The 18,790-nt window shown below is 49.6% G+C and carries 15 protein-coding genes and 1 other RNA gene; 14 read left to right on the top strand and 2 right to left on the bottom strand.

The features are described from left to right. The first annotated feature begins 297 nt into the window (after positions 1-297). The 14 genes from garP to cyuA all read left to right on the top strand — a co-directional run bounded on the left by garP (position 298) and on the right by cyuA (position 17,601). A complete protein-coding gene (gene garP / locus C0K55_RS03860) occupies positions 298-1,632 on the top strand; it encodes a galactarate/glucarate/glycerate transporter GarP (RefSeq protein WP_105266159.1) in 1,335 nt (444 codons plus the stop codon). Between the two features lie 15 nt (positions 1,633-1,647). After that, positions 1,648-2,418 (top strand): 2-dehydro-3-deoxyglucarate aldolase, encoded by a 771-nt coding sequence (gene garL / locus C0K55_RS03855; protein ID WP_001058055.1) that lies wholly within the window; start codon positions 1,648-1,650, stop codon positions 2,416-2,418. A gap of 29 nt (positions 2,419-2,447) precedes the next feature. Then, positions 2,448-3,341, top strand: coding sequence for a 2-hydroxy-3-oxopropionate reductase (gene garR, locus C0K55_RS03850; protein ID WP_105266158.1), 894 nt, complete (start codon positions 2,448-2,450; stop codon positions 3,339-3,341). Between the two features lie 92 nt (positions 3,342-3,433). Continuing rightward, positions 3,434-4,579, top strand: coding sequence for a glycerate 2-kinase (gene garK / locus C0K55_RS03845; RefSeq protein ID WP_105266157.1), 1,146 nt, complete (start codon positions 3,434-3,436; stop codon positions 4,577-4,579). A gap of 32 nt (positions 4,580-4,611) precedes the next feature. After that, an RNA gene (gene rnpB, locus C0K55_RS03840) (RNase P RNA component class A) lies at positions 4,612-4,988 on the top strand. A gap of 886 nt (positions 4,989-5,874) precedes the next feature. After that, complete coding sequence (gene tdcA / locus C0K55_RS03830) at positions 5,875-6,813, top strand: transcriptional regulator TdcA (RefSeq protein WP_000104220.1); 939 nt, start codon at positions 5,875-5,877, stop codon at positions 6,811-6,813. 98 nt (positions 6,814-6,911) lie between these two features. Then, entirely contained in the window at positions 6,912-7,901 is a 990-nt protein-coding gene (gene tdcB, locus C0K55_RS03825) for a bifunctional threonine ammonia-lyase/L-serine ammonia-lyase TdcB (RefSeq protein ID WP_000548354.1), read from the top strand. Between the two features lie 21 nt (positions 7,902-7,922). After that, positions 7,923-9,254, top strand: coding sequence for a threonine/serine transporter TdcC (gene tdcC, locus C0K55_RS03820; RefSeq protein WP_000107717.1), 1,332 nt, complete (start codon positions 7,923-7,925; stop codon positions 9,252-9,254). 25 nt (positions 9,255-9,279) lie between these two features. Further along, positions 9,280-10,488, top strand: coding sequence for a propionate kinase (gene tdcD, locus C0K55_RS03815; protein WP_010379154.1), 1,209 nt, complete (start codon positions 9,280-9,282; stop codon positions 10,486-10,488). Positions 10,489-10,521: 33 nt separating this feature from the next. Then, on the top strand, positions 10,522-12,816 hold the full coding sequence (tdcE, locus tag C0K55_RS03810; RefSeq protein ID WP_001517141.1) for a 2-ketobutyrate formate-lyase/pyruvate formate-lyase: 2,295 nt from the start codon (positions 10,522-10,524) through the stop codon (positions 12,814-12,816). 13 nt (positions 12,817-12,829) lie between these two features. Further along, positions 12,830-13,219 carry an enamine/imine deaminase gene (locus tag C0K55_RS03805; protein ID WP_000719985.1) on the top strand — a complete coding sequence of 130 codons (390 nt, stop codon included), beginning with the start codon at positions 12,830-12,832 and terminating at the stop codon, positions 13,217-13,219. A 69-nt stretch (positions 13,220-13,288) separates the two neighbouring features. Next, positions 13,289-14,653 carry an L-serine ammonia-lyase gene (tdcG, locus tag C0K55_RS03800; RefSeq protein WP_000622150.1) on the top strand — a complete coding sequence of 455 codons (1,365 nt, stop codon included), beginning with the start codon at positions 13,289-13,291 and terminating at the stop codon, positions 14,651-14,653. Between the two features lie 278 nt (positions 14,654-14,931). Then, a complete protein-coding gene (locus C0K55_RS03795; RefSeq protein ID WP_000401606.1) occupies positions 14,932-16,263 on the top strand; it encodes an amino acid permease in 1,332 nt (443 codons plus the stop codon). Between the two features lie 27 nt (positions 16,264-16,290). Then, positions 16,291-17,601, top strand: coding sequence for a cysteine desulfidase (cyuA, locus tag C0K55_RS03790; protein WP_000483437.1), 1,311 nt, complete (start codon positions 16,291-16,293; stop codon positions 17,599-17,601). 286 nt (positions 17,602-17,887) lie between these two features. Here the strand turns inward: cyuA and yhaL are convergent, their stop codons facing one another. Both yhaL and C0K55_RS03780 read right to left on the bottom strand, forming a co-directional pair. Continuing rightward, the gene (gene yhaL / locus C0K55_RS03785; RefSeq protein WP_010379152.1) at positions 17,888-18,052 is read right to left on the bottom strand and encodes a protein YhaL; all 165 of its coding nucleotides are present in this window, start codon (positions 18,050-18,052) and stop codon (positions 17,888-17,890) included. Between the two features lie 22 nt (positions 18,053-18,074). After that, positions 18,075-18,776 carry a pirin family protein gene (locus tag C0K55_RS03780; RefSeq protein ID WP_000633605.1) on the bottom strand — a complete coding sequence of 234 codons (702 nt, stop codon included), beginning with the start codon at positions 18,774-18,776 and terminating at the stop codon, positions 18,075-18,077. Positions 18,777-18,790: the final 14 nt, after the last annotated feature.

Raw genomic sequence — 18,790 nt, 5'->3', positions numbered from 1 at the left:
TGAAATAAGAATGTCAGGAGTTTAACGGTAGAAATGTGATCAATGTCAATCATTTCAGGGATTGCGACGCTATCCGGCAAGGCAAAGCGTAAATCTGTGCTTTAGCGCGCAATGTTATGTGCATATGCTCAAAATAATATTTAAATTACATTATTTAAGTTCGCATTTGCACAATGATTATTATTACCCCGCTGCTTATACTAATTCACGAGGCCATTGTCATAACTATATGAATGGAACTCATAAATAATACCTTCCCAATAATAAAAATCAACATAAGTACCCGAGGTAAATAAAATGATTCTGGACACCATTGAAGAAAAAAAGAAAAGCGTGTATACCCGCTATTTAATATTATTTATTATTTTTATTGTGACAGCCGTTAACTATGCCGACCGTGCAACGCTGTCGATTGCCGGAACTGAAGTAGCAAAAGAACTGCAATTAAGCACGGTTTCGATGGGGTACATTTTCTCCGCTTTTGGCTGGGCCTATCTGCTAATGCAAATCCCTGGCGGCTGGCTGCTGGATAAGTTTGGATCGAAGAAAGTTTACACTTACAGCCTCTTTTTCTGGTCGCTGTTTACCTTCCTGCAAGGCTTTGTCGATATGTTCCCTATTGCCTGGGCAGGGATCTCCATGTTCTTCATGCGCTTTATGTTGGGCTTCTCGGAAGCGCCGTCATTCCCGGCGAACGCCCGTATTGTTGCCGCCTGGTTCCCGACTAAAGAACGCGGAACAGCTTCCGCCATCTTTAACTCGGCGCAATATTTCTCGCTGGCGCTCTTTTCGCCGCTGCTTGGCTGGCTGACTTTCGCCTGGGGCTGGGAGCACGTCTTTACCGTTATGGGGGGGATTGGTTTTGTACTAACGGCGCTGTGGATTAAGTTGATTCATAACCCGACAGACCATCCGCGCATGTCTGCGGAAGAGTTGAAGTTTATCTCCGAAAATGGTGCGGTGGTCGATATGGATCACAAAAAGCCAGGCGGTGCGACAGCAAGCGGTCCTAAGCTGCATTACATCAAGCAATTGCTCTCTAACCGCATGATGCTGGGGGTATTTTTCGGGCAATATTTTATCAACACCATCACCTGGTTCTTCCTCACCTGGTTCCCGATTTATCTGGTACAGGAAAAGGGGATGTCGATTCTGAAAGTCGGCCTGGTTGCGTCGATTCCGGCATTGTGTGGATTTGCTGGCGGCGTGCTTGGGGGTGTCTTCTCGGATTATCTGATCAAACGCGGTTTGTCACTGACTCTGGCACGTAAGCTACCAATTGTGCTGGGAATGTTGCTGGCTTCCACCATCATCTTATGTAACTACACCAACAACACCACGCTGGTGGTCATGCTGATGGCGTTAGCCTTCTTTGGCAAAGGATTTGGCGCACTGGGCTGGCCGGTGGTTTCCGATACCGCACCGAAAGAGATTGTTGGCCTCTGCGGCGGCGTCTTTAACGTCTTTGGCAATGTCGCCTCCATTGTCACTCCACTGGTGATTGGTTACCTGGTTAGTGAACTGCATTCCTTCAATGCGGCGCTGGTATTTGTGGGATGTTCGGCGCTGATGGCAATGGTCTGCTACCTCTTCGTGGTTGGTGACATTAAACGTATGGAATTGCAGAAATAAGCAAAGGTATAAGCGATGAATAACGATATTTTCCCCAATAAGTTCAAAGCCGCGTTGGCTGCGAAACAGGTACAGATTGGCTGCTGGTCAGCACTTTCCAACCCGATCAGCACTGAAGTTCTTGGTTTGGCTGGCTTTGACTGGCTGGTGCTGGATGGCGAACATGCGCCAAACGATATTTCCACGTTCATCCCGCAGTTGATGGCGTTGAAAGGTAGCGCCAGTGCGCCAGTAGTGAGGGTGCCGACCAACGAACCGGTGATTATTAAGCGCCTGTTAGATATCGGTTTTTACAACTTCCTGATCCCCTTTGTCGAAACGGAAGAAGACGCGGTACAGGCGGTAGCATCAACGCGTTATCCACCAGAAGGTATTCGCGGCGTCTCCGTTTCTCATCGCGCCAATATGTTTGGCACCGTACCGGACTATTTCGCCCGGTCGAATAAGAACATCGCCATTCTGGCGCAAATCGAAAGCCAGCAGGGCGTCGATAACGTTGACGCCATCGCTGCGACCGAAGGCGTTGATGGCATTTTCGTTGGCCCCAGCGATTTGGCGGCGGCATTAGGTCATCTCGGCAATGCGTCACATCCGGAGGTACAAAAAGCGATTCAACATATTTTCAACCGCGCCAGCGCTTACGGTAAACCCAGTGGCATCCTCGCGCCAGTTGAAGCCGATGCACGCCGTTATCTGGAATGGGGTGCCACATTTGTCGCTGTCGGCAGCGACCTCGGTATTTTCCGCTCCGCCACGCAGAAACTGGCAGATGCCTTTAAAAAATAACGACCACCGCAACAAGAGAGATAATTGATATGACTATGAAAGTTGGTTTTATTGGCCTGGGTATTATGGGTAAACCAATGAGTAAAAACCTTCTGAAAGCAGGTTACTCGCTGGTGGTTTCTGACCGTAATCCAGAAGCTATCGCTGACGTGATTACCGCAGGCGCAGAAACCGCGTCTACGGCTAAAGCCATCGCTGAACAGTGCGATGTCATCATTACCATGCTGCCAAACTCTCCGCACGTGAAAGAGGTGGCGCTGGGGGAAAATGGCATCATTGAAGGTGCAAAACCAGGGACGGTATTAATCGATATGAGTTCAATCGCTCCGCTGGCAAGCCGTGAAATCAGCGAAGCACTGAAAGCGAAAGGTATTGATATGCTGGACGTCCCGGTGAGCGGCGGTGAACCGAAAGCCATCGATGGCACCCTGTCAGTGATGGTGGGTGGCGACAAAGCTATTTTCGACAAATACTATGACTTGATGAAAGCGATGGCGGGATCCGTTGTATGTACCGGAGAAATCGGTGCAGGCAACGTCACCAAACTGGCAAACCAGGTCATTGTAGCGCTGAATATTGCGGCGATGTCAGAAGCGTTAACGCTGGCAACCAAAGCGGGCGTTAATCCTGATCTGGTTTATCAGGCGATTCGTGGTGGGCTGGCGGGAAGTACTGTACTCGATGCAAAAGCGCCGCTGGTGATGGACAGGAATTTCAAGCCGGGCTTCCGTATCGATCTGCATATTAAGGATCTGGCAAATGCGCTGGATACTTCCCATGACGTTGGTGCGCAATTGCCGCTGACCGCAATGGTCATGGAGATGATGCAGGCACTGCGTGCCGATGGGCTGGGAACAGCAGACCACAGCGCTCTGGCGTGCTACTACGAAAAACTGGCGAAAGTCGAAGTCACTCGCGAGTGACTTCGTGCCCGGATGGCGTGGTGCAATCCGGGCTGGGAGCCAGGCCGAATAAGAGAAACGCCCTCCGGCGTCATGTGGTAACAGGCAAAGATATGAAAATCGTAATCGCCCCAGACTCTTACAAAGAAAGTTTATCTGCCAGCGAGGTTGCGCAGGCGATAGAAAAGGGATTTCGGGAAATTTTTCCTGATGCACACTATGTTTCTGTTCCCGTTGCTGATGGCGGTGAAGGAACGGTGGAAGCGATGATTGCTGCCACTCAGGGGACCGAACGTCAAGCCTGGGTTACGGGGGCGCTGGGTGAGAAGGTGAATGCCTGTTGGGGGATCTCTGGCGACGGTAAAACCGCGTTTATTGAAATGGCGGCGGCCAGTGGGCTGGCGTTGGTTCCAGCGGAAAAGCGTGATCCGTTGGTGACCACTTCTCGTGGTACGGGTGAATTAATCTTGCAGGCGCTGGAGAGCGGCGCAACCACTATTATTATCGGCATTGGCGGCAGTGCTACCAATGATGGCGGCGCGGGAATGGTGCAGGCGCTGGGAGCGAAGTTAAGCGATGCCAGTGGTAATGAAATCGGCTTTGGTGGCGGCAGCCTCAATACCCTGAATACCATTGATATCTCTGGCCTTGATCCACGCTTAAAGGATTGTACGATTCGCGTCGCCTGCGATGTCACCAATCCGCTGGTGGGTGACAGCGGCGCTTCACGTATCTTTGGCCCGCAGAAAGGGGCTAATGAAGCCACGATTGTTGAGCTGGACAAGAATCTCTCTCACTATGCTGATGTCATCAAAAAATCGCTGTATGTTGATGTGAAAGACGTCCCCGGATCTGGTGCTGCGGGCGGTATGGGGGCGGCGCTAATGGCGTTTCTTGGTGCAGAGCTAAAGAGCGGCATTGAGATTGTGACTACGGCGTTGAATCTGGAAGAACATATTCACGATTGTACGTTGGTGATCACCGGAGAAGGGCGCATTGATAGCCAGAGTATCCACGGCAAAGTACCGATTGGCGTAGCGAATGTCGCGAAGAAATATCATAAACCGGTAATTGGTATTGCAGGGAGTCTGACGAAGGATGTCGGCGTTGTGCATCAGCACGGCATCGATGCCGTATTCAGCGTGTTGAACAGCATTGTTACCCTGGATGAAGCTTTCAGCGGGGCTTATGACAATATTTACCGCGCTTCACGCAATATCGCCGCCACACTGGCGATTGGAATGCGCAGTGCGGGGTGACAAGGGCGTGCAAACCCTCTATACTTCGCGCCGAAGCTGACCAGACAGTCGCCGCTTCGTCGTCGTCCTCTTCGGGGGAGACGGGCGGAGGGGAGGAAAGTCCGGGCTCCATAGGGCAGGGTGCCAGGTAACGCCTGGGGGGGAAACCCACGACCAGTGCAACAGAGAGCAAACCGCCGATGGCCCACGCAAGTGGGATCAGGTAAGGGTGAAAGGGTGCGGTAAGAGCGCACCGCGCGGCTGGTAACAGTCCGTGGCACGGTAAACTCCACCCGGAGCAAGGCCAAATAGGGGTTCATAAGGTACGGCCCGTACTGAACCCGGGTAGGCTGCTTGAGCCAGTGAGCGATTGCTGGCCTAGATGAATGACTGTCCACGACAGAACCCGGCTTATCGGTCAGTTTCACCTGATTTAACAAAGCCCGTCAGTGCAAGCTGGCGGGTTTTTTCTTTTTGGGGCGGGCAGGAAGATGAATGACTGTCCACGACGCTATACCCAAAAGAACGCGGCTTATCGGTCAGTTTCACCTGATTTAACAAAGCCCGTCAGTGCAAGCTGGCGGGTTTTTTCTTTTTGGGTCGGGCGGGAAGATGAATGACTGTCCACGACGCTATACCCAAAAGAGCGCGGCCTGTTGGTTTAATATAAACACTCTTTTTAGCCATCCTGTGGTCTATGCTGATAACTTACTTCGAATAGCAATTATTAGTTTTGTGATCCTCAACACAAAATGCTATTCGGTAACCGTAAAACAAGAATAAATCATGGGAAACGATTGCGTTCACAAAATGACGTCCTGCCATTGAGAGGAAAAATGACGTTAATCAATTGTTTTGTTTGTTTAATATATGTTTGTCAGATTTTAAGCTTTTGCTATAATCAATGTTTCATCTTCAACAAATGGCGCAAAAAAATGTGATGTGCCGCATTATTTATCTATGAAAACGATTTGTTTATAATAAAATTTGATAACTTGCTCATTAAATTTAACTTAAAATTCGTCTGCGAAATACACGGTAATTGATTGAAATATCGTCTAAGCGCATTTTCTAATAAGAAAAATCAAGCGTGTTGTTATCGCCATAAAATATGGTTATCCCCCCTTGTTTTTTTGATAAAAGTCAGGCTTTGTGTTGATTTTTATTGTCTAACTCATTGATATTAAATGGATATATCGCTTTAAGGATTTACCTGGAAAACTATTGAAAGTTAATTTGTGAGTGGTCGCACATATCCTGTTCATTCCATTTTGATACAATTCATTCCGTCAATGAGGTAATTAACGCAGGTTGTTATGAGCACTATTCTTCTTCCTAAAACGCAACACCTGGTAGTCTTTCAGGAAGTCATCAGAAGTGGCTCTATTGGATCGGCTGCAAAAGAATTAGGGTTAACTCAACCAGCGGTAAGTAAAATCATTAACGATATTGAAGATTATTTTGGCGTTGAATTAGTCGTTCGGAAAAATACCGGCGTAACGCTGACACCTGCTGGTCAATTGTTGCTCTCTCGTTCCGAATCCATTACCCGCGAAATGAAAAATATGGTTAATGAGATTAGCGGTATGTCCACTGAGGCTGTAGTGGAAGTCTCATTTGGTTTTCCATCGCTGATTGGCTTTACCTTTATGTCCGGGATGATCAACAAATTCAAAGAGGTGTTCCCGAAAGCGCAGGTCTCAATGTATGAAGCGCAACTGTCTTCGTTCTTACCGGCTATCCGCGATGGGCGCCTGGATTTTGCGATAGGTACGTTAAGTGCAGAAATGAAGCTTCAGGATTTGCATGTTGAGCCGCTGTTCGAATCAGAATTCGTGCTGGTTGCCGGTAAGTCCCGAACATGCACCGGCACCACCACGCTGGAGTCTTTGAAGAACGAACAGTGGGTGTTGCCACAAACGAATATGGGATACTACAGCGAGCTACTCACCACGCTACAAAGAAATGGCATCAGTATTGAAAACATCGTTAAAACCGACTCGGTCGTCACCATTTATAATCTTGTTCTCAATGCTGATTTCTTAACCGTTATTCCCTGCGATATGACTTCACCTTTTGGTTCTAATCAATTTATTACTATTCCGGTTGAGGAAACGTTGCCGGTGGCACGATATGCCGCAGTATGGTCAAAAAATTATCGTATCAAAAAAGCAGCATCAGTTTTGGTGGAATTAGCTAAAGAGTATTCATCTTATAATGGGTGTCGACGAAGGCAATTAATAGAAGTTGGTTAGTTATTTGTTTTTTATTTAAACATGAATAATCCACCTGTATTTTTACAGGTGTTGGTTACGGTTACCTACAAATTTAATTCAGGCGAAGAGGTTTTATAATGCATATTACATACGATCTGCCGGTTGCTATTGATGACATTATTGAAGCAAAACAACGTCTGGCTGGGCGAATTTATAAAACAGGCATGCCTCGCTCTAACTACTTTAGTGAACGTTGCAAAGGTGAAATATTCCTGAAGTTTGAAAACATGCAGCGTACTGGTTCATTTAAAATTCGAGGTGCATTTAATAAATTAAGCTCCTTAACCGATGCCGAGAAACGCAAGGGGGTAGTGGCCTGTTCGGCGGGCAACCATGCACAAGGGGTTTCGCTTTCCTGTGCGATGCTGGGGATTGATGGTAAAGTCGTGATGCCGAAAGGCGCGCCAAAATCCAAAGTTGCGGCAACGTGTGACTACTCCGCTGAAGTCGTACTGCATGGCGATAACTTCAACGATACCATCGCCAAAGTAAGTGAAATTGTCGAAACGGAAGGTCGCATCTTTATTCCCCCTTATGATGATCCGAAAGTCATTGCCGGTCAGGGAACGATTGGTCTGGAAATTATGGAAGATCTCTATGATGTCGATAACGTAATTGTACCAATTGGCGGTGGTGGTTTAATTGCCGGTATTGCAGTGGCGATTAAATCTATTAACCCAACTATCCGTGTTATTGGTGTGCAGTCAGAAAACGTTCACGGTATGGCGGCTTCTTTCCACTCGGGAGAAATAACCACGCACCGAACTACCGGCACCCTGGCGGATGGTTGTGATGTCGCTCGCCCGGGTAATTTAACTTACGAAATCGTTCGTGAATTAGTCGATGATATCGTACTGGTTAGCGAAGACGAAATCAGAAACAGTATGATTGCCTTAATTCAGCGCAATAAAGTCGTCACCGAAGGCGCGGGCGCTCTGGCATGTGCTGCATTATTAAGCGGTAAATTAGACCAATATATTCAAAACAGAAAAACCGTCAGTATTATTTCCGGCGGTAATATCGATCTTTCCCGCGTCTCTCAAATCACCGGTTTCGTTGGCGCTTAATTAATTCGTTGAGGATAGGATATGAGTACTTCAGATAGCATTGTATCCAGCCAGACAAAACAATCGTCATGGCGTAAATCAGATACCACATGGACGTTAGGTTTGTTTGGCACGGCAATCGGCGCCGGGGTGCTGTTCTTCCCTATCCGCGCAGGTTTTGGCGGACTAATTCCGATTCTGCTGATGTTGGTATTGGCATACCCAATCGCGTTTTATTGTCACCGGGCGCTGGCGCGTCTGTGCCTTTCCGGCTCTAACCCTTCCGGCAACATTACGGAAACGGTGGAAGAGCATTTTGGTAAAACCGGCGGCGTGGTCATTACGTTCCTGTATTTCTTCGCGATTTGCCCACTGCTGTGGATTTATGGCGTTACCATTACCAACACCTTTATGACTTTCTGGGAAAACCAGCTCGGCTTTGCGCCACTGAATCGCGGCTTTGTGGCGCTGTTCCTGCTGCTGTTGATGGCCTTCGTCATCTGGTTTGGTAAGGATCTGATGGTTAAAGTAATGAGCTACCTGGTATGGCCGTTTATCGCCAGCCTGGTGCTGATTTCTCTGTCGCTGATCCCTTACTGGAACTCTGCGGTTATCGATCAAGTTGATCTCGGTGCGCTGTCGTTAACGGGTCATGATGGCATTCTGATCACCGTCTGGTTGGGGATTTCCATTATGGTCTTCTCCTTTAACTTCTCGCCAATCGTCTCTTCCTTCGTGGTTTCTAAACGTGAAGAGTATGAGAAAGATTTTGGACGCGACTTCACCGAGCGTAAATGTTCACAAATTATCTCTCGTGCCAGCATGTTGATGGTTGCGGTAGTGATGTTCTTCGCCTTTAGCTGCCTGTTTACACTTTCTCCGGCGAATATGGCGGAAGCGAAAGCGCAGAATATTCCGGTACTTTCTTATCTGGCTAACCACTTTGCGTCCATGACCGGCACCAAAACGACGTTCGCTATTACGCTGGAATATGCGGCTTCCATCATCGCACTGGTGGCTATCTTCAAATCTTTCTTCGGTCACTATTTGGGGACGCTGGAAGGTCTGAACGGTCTGATTCTGAAGTTCGGTTATAAAGGTGACAAAACCAAAGTGTCGCTGGGTAAACTGAATACTATCAGCATGATCTTCATCATGGGCTCTACCTGGGTTGTCGCCTACGCCAACCCGAACATTCTGGACCTGATTGAAGCGATGGGTGCGCCGATTATTGCCTCACTGCTGTGCCTGTTGCCGATGTACGCCATTCGTAAAGCGCCGTCTCTGGCGAAATACCGTGGTCGTCTGGATAACGTGTTTGTCACCGTGATTGGTCTGCTGACCATCCTGAACATCGTATACAAACTGTTTTAATCTGTAACTCAGGATGAGAAAAGAGATGAATGAATATCCGGTTGTTTTAGTTATTAACTGTGGTTCGTCTTCAATTAAGTTTTCTGTGCTGGATACCTCAGACTGTGAAGTATTAATGTCAGGTATTGCCGATGGTATTAACTCGGAAAATGCATTCTTATCCGTAAATGGAGGAGAGCCAGCACCGCTGGCTCACCACAGCTACGAAGGTGCATTGAAGGCAATTGCATTTGAACTGGAAAAACGGAATTTAAATGACAGAGTGGCCTTAATTGGCCACCGTATCGCCCACGGCGGCAGTATTTTTACCGAGTCCGCCATTATTACCGATGAGGTCATTGATAATATCCGCCGTGTTTCCCCGCTTGCGCCGCTGCATAATTACGCCAATTTAAGTGGTATTGAATCGGCACAGCAATTATTTCCAGGTGTAACTCAGGTGGCGGTATTTGATACCAGCTTCCATCAGACAATGGCTCCAGAGGCTTATTTATATGGCCTGCCGTGGAAATATTACGAAGAGCTTGGCGTGCGTCGTTATGGCTTCCACGGAACCTCGCACCGCTACGTTTCTCAGCGCGCCTATTCGCTGCTGGATCTGGCGGAAGATGACTCCGGTCTGGTGGTCGCGCATCTTGGCAATGGTGCATCTATCTGTGCAGTTCGCAATGGTCAGAGCGTGGATACCTCAATGGGAATGACGCCGCTGGAAGGGTTGATGATGGGCACGCGCAGTGGTGATGTTGACTTCGGTGCGATGTCCTGGGTGGCGAGTCAAACCAACCAGAGCCTGGGCGACCTGGAACGCGTGGTAAATAAAGAGTCGGGATTATTAGGTATTTCCGGTCTTTCTTCCGACTTGCGCGTACTGGAAAAAGCCTGGCATGAAGGCCATGAGCGTGCACAACTGGCAATTAAAACCTTTGTTCACCGAATTGCCCGCCATATTGCCGGACACGCTGCCTCATTACATCGCCTGGATGGAATTATATTCACCGGTGGAATAGGGGAGAACTCAAGTTTAATTCGTCGTTTGGTTATGGAACATTTAGCTGTATTAGGAGTAGAGATTGATACAGAAATGAATAATCGATCTAACTCTTACGGTGAACGAATTATTTCCAGTGAAAATGCGAGCGTAATTTGCGCCGTTATTCCGACCAACGAAGAAAAAATGATTGCCTTAGATGCGATTCATTTAGGCAAAGTAAACGCCCCCGCAGAATTTGCATAATTTAGTTGAAGTATTGTAGAGAGATTATTTTTCATGAAGGTAGATATCGATACCAGCGATAAGCTGTACGCCGACGCATGGCTTGGCTTTAAAGGTACGGACTGGAAAAACGAAATTAATGTCCGCGATTTTATTCAACACAACTATACACCTTATGAAGGGGATGAATCTTTCCTTGCCGAAGCAACGCCTGCAACCACGGCGTTGTGGGAAAAAGTAATGGAGGGCATTCGTATCGAAAACGCGACTCACGCGCCGTTAGATTTCGATACCAATATTGCCACCACCATTACCGCTCATGATGCGGGATATATTGATCAGCCGCTGGAAAAAATAGTGGGTCTGCAAACGGATGCGCCGTTAAAACGCGCGCTGCATCCGTTCGGTGGCATTAATATGATTAAAAGTTCATTCCACGCGTATGGCCGTGAAATGGACAGCGAATTTGAGTACATCTTTACCGATCTGCGTAAAACCCATAACCAGGGTGTATTTGATGTTTATTCACCGGATATGCTGCGCTGCCGTAAATCTGGGGTACTGACCGGTTTGCCGGACGGTTATGGTCGCGGACGTATTATCGGAGACTATCGCCGCGTGGCGTTGTACGGCATCAGCTATCTGGTGCGTGAACGCGAACTGCAATTTGCCGATCTTCAGTCTCGTCTGGAAAAAGGCGAAGATCTGGAAGCCACTATCCGTCTGCGTGAAGAACTGGCAGAACATCGTCGTGCGCTGTTACAGATTCAGGAAATGGCAGCGAAATATGGCTTTGACATTTCCCGTCCGGCGCAAAATGCGCAGGAAGCGGTGCAATGGCTCTATTTCGCCTACCTGGCGGCGGTGAAATCGCAAAACGGTGGTGCGATGTCTCTTGGTCGTACCGCGTCGTTCCTCGATATCTACATTGAACGCGACTTTAAAGCCGGTGTGCTCAATGAGCAGCAGGCGCAGGAACTGATCGACCACTTCATTATGAAGATCCGCATGGTGCGCTTCTTGCGTACACCAGAATTTGATTCGCTGTTCTCCGGCGATCCAATCTGGGCTACGGAAGTGATCGGCGGGATGGGGCTGGATGGCCGCACACTGGTGACCAAAAACTCCTTCCGTTATCTGCATACCCTGCACACTATGGGGCCAGCACCGGAACCTAACCTGACTATTCTGTGGTCGGAAGCGCTGCCGATCGCCTTCAAAAAATATGCGGCGCAAGTGTCTATCGTCACTTCTTCCTTGCAGTATGAAAACGACGATCTGATGCGCACTGACTTCAACAGCGACGATTACGCGATTGCCTGCTGCGTCAGCCCAATGGTGATTGGTAAGCAGATGCAGTTCTTCGGCGCACGCGCTAACCTGGCGAAAACATTGCTGTATGCAATCAACGGCGGGATGGACGAGAAGCTGAAGATTCAGGTGGGCCCGAAAATGGCTCCGCTGATGGACGACGTGCTGGACTACGACAAAGTGATGGATAACCTCGACCACTTCATGGACTGGCTGGCGGTGCAGTACATCAGCGCGCTGAACCTCATCCACTACATGCATGACAAGTACAGCTACGAAGCCTCGCTGATGGCACTGCACGATCGTGATGTTTATCGCACGATGGCATGCGGGATTGCTGGCTTGTCGGTGGCGACGGACTCCTTGTCCGCAATTAAATATGCTCGCGTGAAACCGATTCGTGACGAAAACGGTCTGGCGGTGGACTTCGAAATTGACGGTGAATATCCGCAGTACGGCAACAACGACGAGCGCGTAGACAGTATTGCCTGCGACCTGGTTGAACGCTTTATGAAGAAAATTAAAGCGCTACCAACCTATCGTAACGCCGTGCCGACCCAGTCGATTCTGACGATCACCTCAAACGTCGTGTATGGACAGAAGACCGGTAACACGCCGGACGGTCGTCGTGCGGGTACTCCGTTTGCCCCTGGCGCTAACCCGATGCACGGTCGTGACCGCAAAGGGGCCGTGGCTTCACTGACCTCTGTGGCGAAACTGCCGTTCACCTACGCCAAAGACGGTATTTCGTACACCTTCTCAATTGTCCCTGCGGCGTTGGGCAAAGAAGATCCGGTACGCAAAACCAACCTTGTCGGTCTGCTGGATGGCTATTTCCACCACGAAGCGGATATCGAAGGCGGTCAACATCTCAACGTCAACGTTATGAACCGGGAAATGTTGTTGGATGCCATCGAGCACCCGGAAAAATACCCTAACCTGACAATCCGTGTCTCTGGCTACGCTGTGCGCTTCAACGCGCTGACCCGTGAACAGCAACAGGATGTGATTTCACGTACCTTTACCCAGGCGCTCTGACGCCGGAGGATGTATGAAAAAAATTATCGAAACGCAACGTGCCCCGGGTGCAATCGGCCCTTATGTTCAGGGTGTGGATTTAGGCAGCATGGTCTTCACTTCCGGGCAAATTCCGGTTTGCCCGCAGAGCGGCGAGATCCCGGCTGATGTGAAAGATCAGGCACGTTTAAGCCTGCAAAACGTCAAAGAGATTGTTGTCGCTGCCGGTTTGTCCGTGGGCGATATCGTCAAGATGACGGTATTTATCACCGATCTGAACGACTTCGCCACCATCAATGAAGTATATAAGCAGTTCTTTGATGAGCATCAGGCGACCTACCCGACCCGTAGCTGCGTGCAGGTCGCGCGTTTGCCGAAAGATGTGAAGCTGGAAATCGAAGCTATCGCAGTACGTAGCGTGTAAAGCCCGGAGTGGGGCGGCCGCAGAGTCGTCCCACTCCTCTTCACAGAGTGGCAATCCGAGAGTGTGGTTATGATTAGTGCATTCGATATTTTCAAAATTGGTATTGGTCCCTCCAGTTCGCATACCGTGGGGCCAATGAATGCTGGAAAAAGTTTTATCGATCGGCTGGTAAGTAGTGGTTTATTAACCGCAACGAGCCACATTGTGGTCGATCTTTACGGGTCGTTGTCACTGACGGGCAAAGGCCATGCCACGGATATCGCTATCATCATGGGACTGGCAGGGAACAGTCCGCAGGATGTTGTTATTGATGAGATCCCTGCATTTATTGAACTTGTGACGCGCAGTAGTCGACTCCCGGTGGCGGCAGGCGCACATGTGGTTGATTTTCCTGTAGCAAAAAACATTATTTTTCATCCGGAAATGTTGCCGCGTCATGAGAACGGAATGCGGATTACTGCCTGGAAAGGGCAGAAAGAACTCTTAAGCAAAACCTATTATTCTGTCGGCGGCGGTTTTATTGTTGAAGACGAACACTTCGGCCTGACGCATGATGTCGAAATGCCAGTACCTTATGACTTCCATTCGGCAGGCGAACTGCTGAAAATGTGTGATTACAATGGGCTGTCTATTTCTGGTCTGATGATGCAAAACGAACTGGCGTTGCGCAGCAAAGCGGAAATTGACGCTGGTTTTGCGCGTATCTGGCAGGTGATGTCTGACGGTATTGAACGCGGCATGAACACCGAAGGCGTATTGCCTGGCCCGCTCAATGTCCCACGCCGGTCGGTGGCGCTGCGCCGCTTGCTGCTTTCTAGTGACAATATCTCTAACGATCCAATGAATGTGATCGACTGGATCAATATGTTTGCTCTGGCGGTCAGTGAAGAAAACGCCGCTGGTGGACGTGTAGTGACGGCACCCACTAACGGCGCTTGCGGTATTATTCCGGCGGTGCTGGCCTATTACGATAAATTCCGCCGTCCGCTCAATGAGCGCTCTATCGCTCGTTTTCTACTGGCGGCTGGTGCTATCGGCGCGCTATATAAAATGAATGCCTCCATTTCCGGTGCGGAAGTGGGGTGTCAGGGGGAAATTGGCGTGGCCTGTTCGATGGCAGCGGCAGGGCTAACCGAACTGCTGGGCGGTAGCCCGGCTCAGGTGTGTAATGCGGCGGAAATCGCCATGGAGCATAACCTTGGGCTGACCTGCGATCCGGTAGCCGGGCAGGTGCAAATTCCGTGTATTGAGCGGAATGCGATTAATGCCGTGAAAGCGGTGAACGCAGCGCGGATGGCGATGCAGCGTACCTCTGCACCACGTGTTTCGCTCGATAAAGTGATCGAGACGATGTATGAGACTGGCAAAGATATGAACGATAAATACCGCGAAACTTCACGCGGAGGACTGGCTATTAAAGTGGTCTGCGGCTGACATTGTTGTCAGCTTTCATCCTTGGGTGCACAAAATGTGCACCCTTTTTTATTGTGATCTGCCGCAAATAGAGAATAACCATTTCCTATTTATCGATTTGGTAGAAAATTATTATCCATCACCGTTATTTCAAAGTCTTGATTGTGAAGATTTTCTCTGACCTCACGCGTATCATTTCTTTATTCTAATAACTCGCCTGCAAAAAACGTAGACCGCATATCGCCTTGATGCGGCTCGGAAAAAAATAATAAGCCCTACAAAATATTGAGCGAGAAATTATGGAAATTGCATCGAATAAAGGCGTTATTGCAGACGCTTCGACCCCGGCGGGTCGTGCTGGAATGAGCGAAAGTGAGTGGCGTGAAGCAATCAAATTCGACAGTACCGACACCGGTTGGGTGATTATGAGTATTGGGATGGCGATTGGCGCGGGGATTGTTTTTCTCCCGGTGCAGGTCGGTTTGATGGGATTGTGGGTATTTTTGCTCTCATCAGTGATTGGTTACCCGGCAATGTATCTGTTTCAGCGGTTGTTTATTAATACGCTGGCCGAATCGCCGGAGTGTAAAGATTATCCGAGCGTCATCAGTGGCTATTTAGGCAAAAACTGGGGCATCCTGTTAGGTGCACTTTATTTCGTGATGCTGGTGATCTGGATGTTCGTCTATTCCACCGCCATCACCAACGATAGTGCCTCCTATCTGCATACTTTTGGCGTGACCGAAAGCGTGCTGTCAGACAATCCGTTTTATGGACTGGTACTGATTTGTATTCTGGTGGCGATCTCCTCACGCGGCGAGAAACTGTTATTCAAAATTTCAACCGGCATGGTGCTGACCAAACTGTTGGTAGTCGCGGCATTAGGCGTGTCGATGGTCGGAATGTGGCATCTGTATAACGTGGGTTCGCTGCCGCCGCTGGGGCTGCTGGTGAAAAACGCGATTATTACGCTGCCGTTTACTCTGACCTCAATCCTGTTTATTCAGACTTTAAGCCCGATGGTGATTTCCTATCGCTCGCGGGAAAAATCGATTGAAGTGGCGCGACATAAAGCGCTACGGGCAATGAACATTGCATTTGGCATTTTGTTCGTCACTGTCTTTTTCTATGCCGTGTCGTTCACCCTGGCGATGGGACATGACGAAGCGGTAAAAGCCTATGAGCAGAATATTTCTGCCCTGGCGATTGCCGCGCAGTTTATTAGCGGTGATGGCGCAGCATGGGTAAAAGTGGTCAGCGTCATTCTCAATATCTTTGCCGTAATGACCGCGTTCTTTGGCGTCTATTTAGGCTTTCGCGAAGCCACGCAAGGGATAGTAATGAACATCCTGCGCCGCAAGATACCAGCCGAGAAGATTAACGAAAATCTCGTCCAGCGCGGCATCATGATTTTCGCTATTTTACTGGCCTGGAGCGCCATCGTACTGAACGCGCCGGTGTTGAGCTTCACCTCTATCTGTAGCCCGATTTTCGGCATGGTGGGGTGCCTGATCCCGGCGTGGCTGGTTTACAAAGTACCGGCATTGCACAAATACAAAGGTGCCTCTCTGTACCTGATTATCGTCACCGGTTTGTTGCTCTGTGTTTCACCGTTCCTGGCATTTTCTTGATTTACCTGAAATTTTAAGGTTTTTATTATGTTTAATTCGACTTTAAATCCGTTATGGCAGCGTTACATCCTCGCAGTACAGGAGGAGGTAAAACCGGCGCTGGGATGTACTGAACCTATTTCACTGGCGCTGGCAGCGGCAGTTGCTGCGGCAGAACTGGAAGGTCCGGTTGAACGTGTAGAAGCCTGGGTTTCGCCAAATCTGATGAAGAACGGTCTGGGGGTCACCGTTCCCGGTACGGGAATGGTGGGGCTGCCGATTGCAGCGGCGCTGGGAGCGTTAGGCGGAAATGCCAAAGCTGGGCTGGAAGTGCTGAAAGATGCGACAGCACAGGCGATTGCCGATGCCAAAGCGTTGCTGGCGGCGGGAAAAGTGTCGGTTAAGATCCAGGAGCCTTGCGATGAAATCCTCTTCTCTCGCGCCAAAGTCTGGAGTGGTGAGAAGTGGGCTTGTGTCACCATCGTCGGCGGACATACCAACATTGTGCATATTGAGACGCACAATGGCGTGGTGTTTACTCAGCAGGCGTGTGTGGCCGAGGGCGAGCAAGAGTCGCCGCTGGCGGTGCTGTCTAATACGACGCTGGCAGAGATCCTGAAGTTCGTCAATGAAGTGCCGTTTGAGGCGATTCGCTTTATTCTCGATTCTGCGAAGTTAAATTGCGCATTATCGCAGGAAGGTTTAAGCGGTAACTGGGGGTTGCATATTGGCGCGACGCTGGAAAAACAGTGTGCACGCGGTTTGCTGGCGAAAGATCTCTCTTCGTCAATTGTGATTCGTACCAGCGCGGCATCTGATGCGCGTATGGGCGGCGCAACGCTTCCGGCGATGAGTAACTCGGGTTCTGGTAATCAGGGGATCACCGCGACAATGCCTGTGGTAGTGGTAGCGGAACACTTCGGTGCTGATGATGAGCGTCTGGCGCGCGCGTTGATGCTTTCGCATTTGAGCGCGATTTACATCCATAACCAGTTGCCGCGATTGTCTGCGCTGTGTGCTGCAACGACGGCAGCAATGGGGGCCGCCGCCGGGATGGCATGGCTGGTGGATGGGCGTTATGAAACGATCTCAATGGCGATCAGCAGTATGATCGGTGATGTTAGCGGTATGATTTGCGATGGCGCATCGAACAGTTGTGCTATGAAGGTTTCGACCAGTGCTTCGGCAGCATGGAAAGCGGTGTTAATGGCGCTGGATGATACCGCCGTGACCGGCAATGAAGGCATTGTGGCGCATGATGTTGAGCAGTCGATTGCCAATCTGTGTGCGCTGGCAAGCCATTCGATGCAGCAAACGGATCGGCAGATTATCGAGATTATGGCGAGCAAGGCCAGATAAGCGCCGGATTTCGGATGTCATACCTGATGCCGGATGCGATGCTGGCGCATCTTATCCGGCCTACGGATTGTGCAATTTGTTGGTTTTGTTGGGTTTTGTACCCGGTGCTGGATGCGATGCTGGCGCATCTTATCCGGCCTACGGGTTGTGCAATTTGTTGGTTTTGTTGGGTTTTGTACCCGGTGCCGGATGCGATGCTGGCGCATCTTATCCGGCCTGCGGATTGTGCAATTTGTTGGTTTTGTAGGCCGGATAAGGCGTTTACGCCGCATCCGGCAACCTGTCTTTACGCGGTAGCTTCATCCTCGGCTAACCGCGTTTCAGCATCAGCGACTATCGCTTCCAGCTCACTCAACATCTCTTCATAGCCAAAGTTTTTAGTAGCGCGGGTGGCTTCTTTCGCCACTACGGACTTCACTTGTTGACGTTTCTTCGTCGATTTTTTACTCACCATCTTCTCCCTGTAAAAACAACTAGACGGGTAAATCTATCAGCAAAGCGCGCAGTGGGGAATCGGCAACCAGCGTAATGTTAGTCTCGTCACGAATAAACGCCCCGTCGCCGCAGCTCAGCGCCGCTTTCTCTTCGTTGTGCGTAATCGCATGAAACTGACCGTGAATCGATTGCAAATAGGCACGCGGGCCGTGTAGTTGAAAGCTCGCGCTTTCGTTCTTATCGAGCACGATATGATGCAGCCACACCTGCTGGCGCAGTTGCAGGCTACCCTTCGCGCCATCGGGCGAGGCGATTAATTGCTGCTTATCCATATTAAGCGCCAGTTTTTGAATCAGCGGATTCTCCCGCTGTGGACAAGCGTCCAACCAAAGCTGCATCCGCGTTAACGATTTGTCCTTGCTGATGTTATGTTCGCTATAACTCACGCCCGGCTGAGTAGAAAGCAATAAGGCTTCACCAGCGCTGGCTTGAACATGATTGCCTTCACTGTCGCGGTATTCTGCTTCTCCATCCAGAATCACATTCAAAATATCGACTTTTGGGTAGGTTCGCGGCTGGAAGGCGGCACCTGGGGTCAGCACTTCCTGGTTAAGTACACGCAGGGAGGCATAGCCTAACAATGTAGGGTCGAAGTAGTGTCCAAAGGAAAAAGTATACCGGGCCTGCAACCATCCGTAGTCTGCTTGTCCACACTGTCTGGCAGTTCGGGTAGTAATCATAATTCTTGACCTCT

Source organism: Escherichia sp. MOD1-EC6098 (assembly GCF_002965865.1).
GTDB lineage: Bacteria > Pseudomonadota > Gammaproteobacteria > Enterobacterales > Enterobacteriaceae > Escherichia > Escherichia marmotae.
This window is presented reverse-complemented; position numbering and strand designations above follow the sequence as displayed.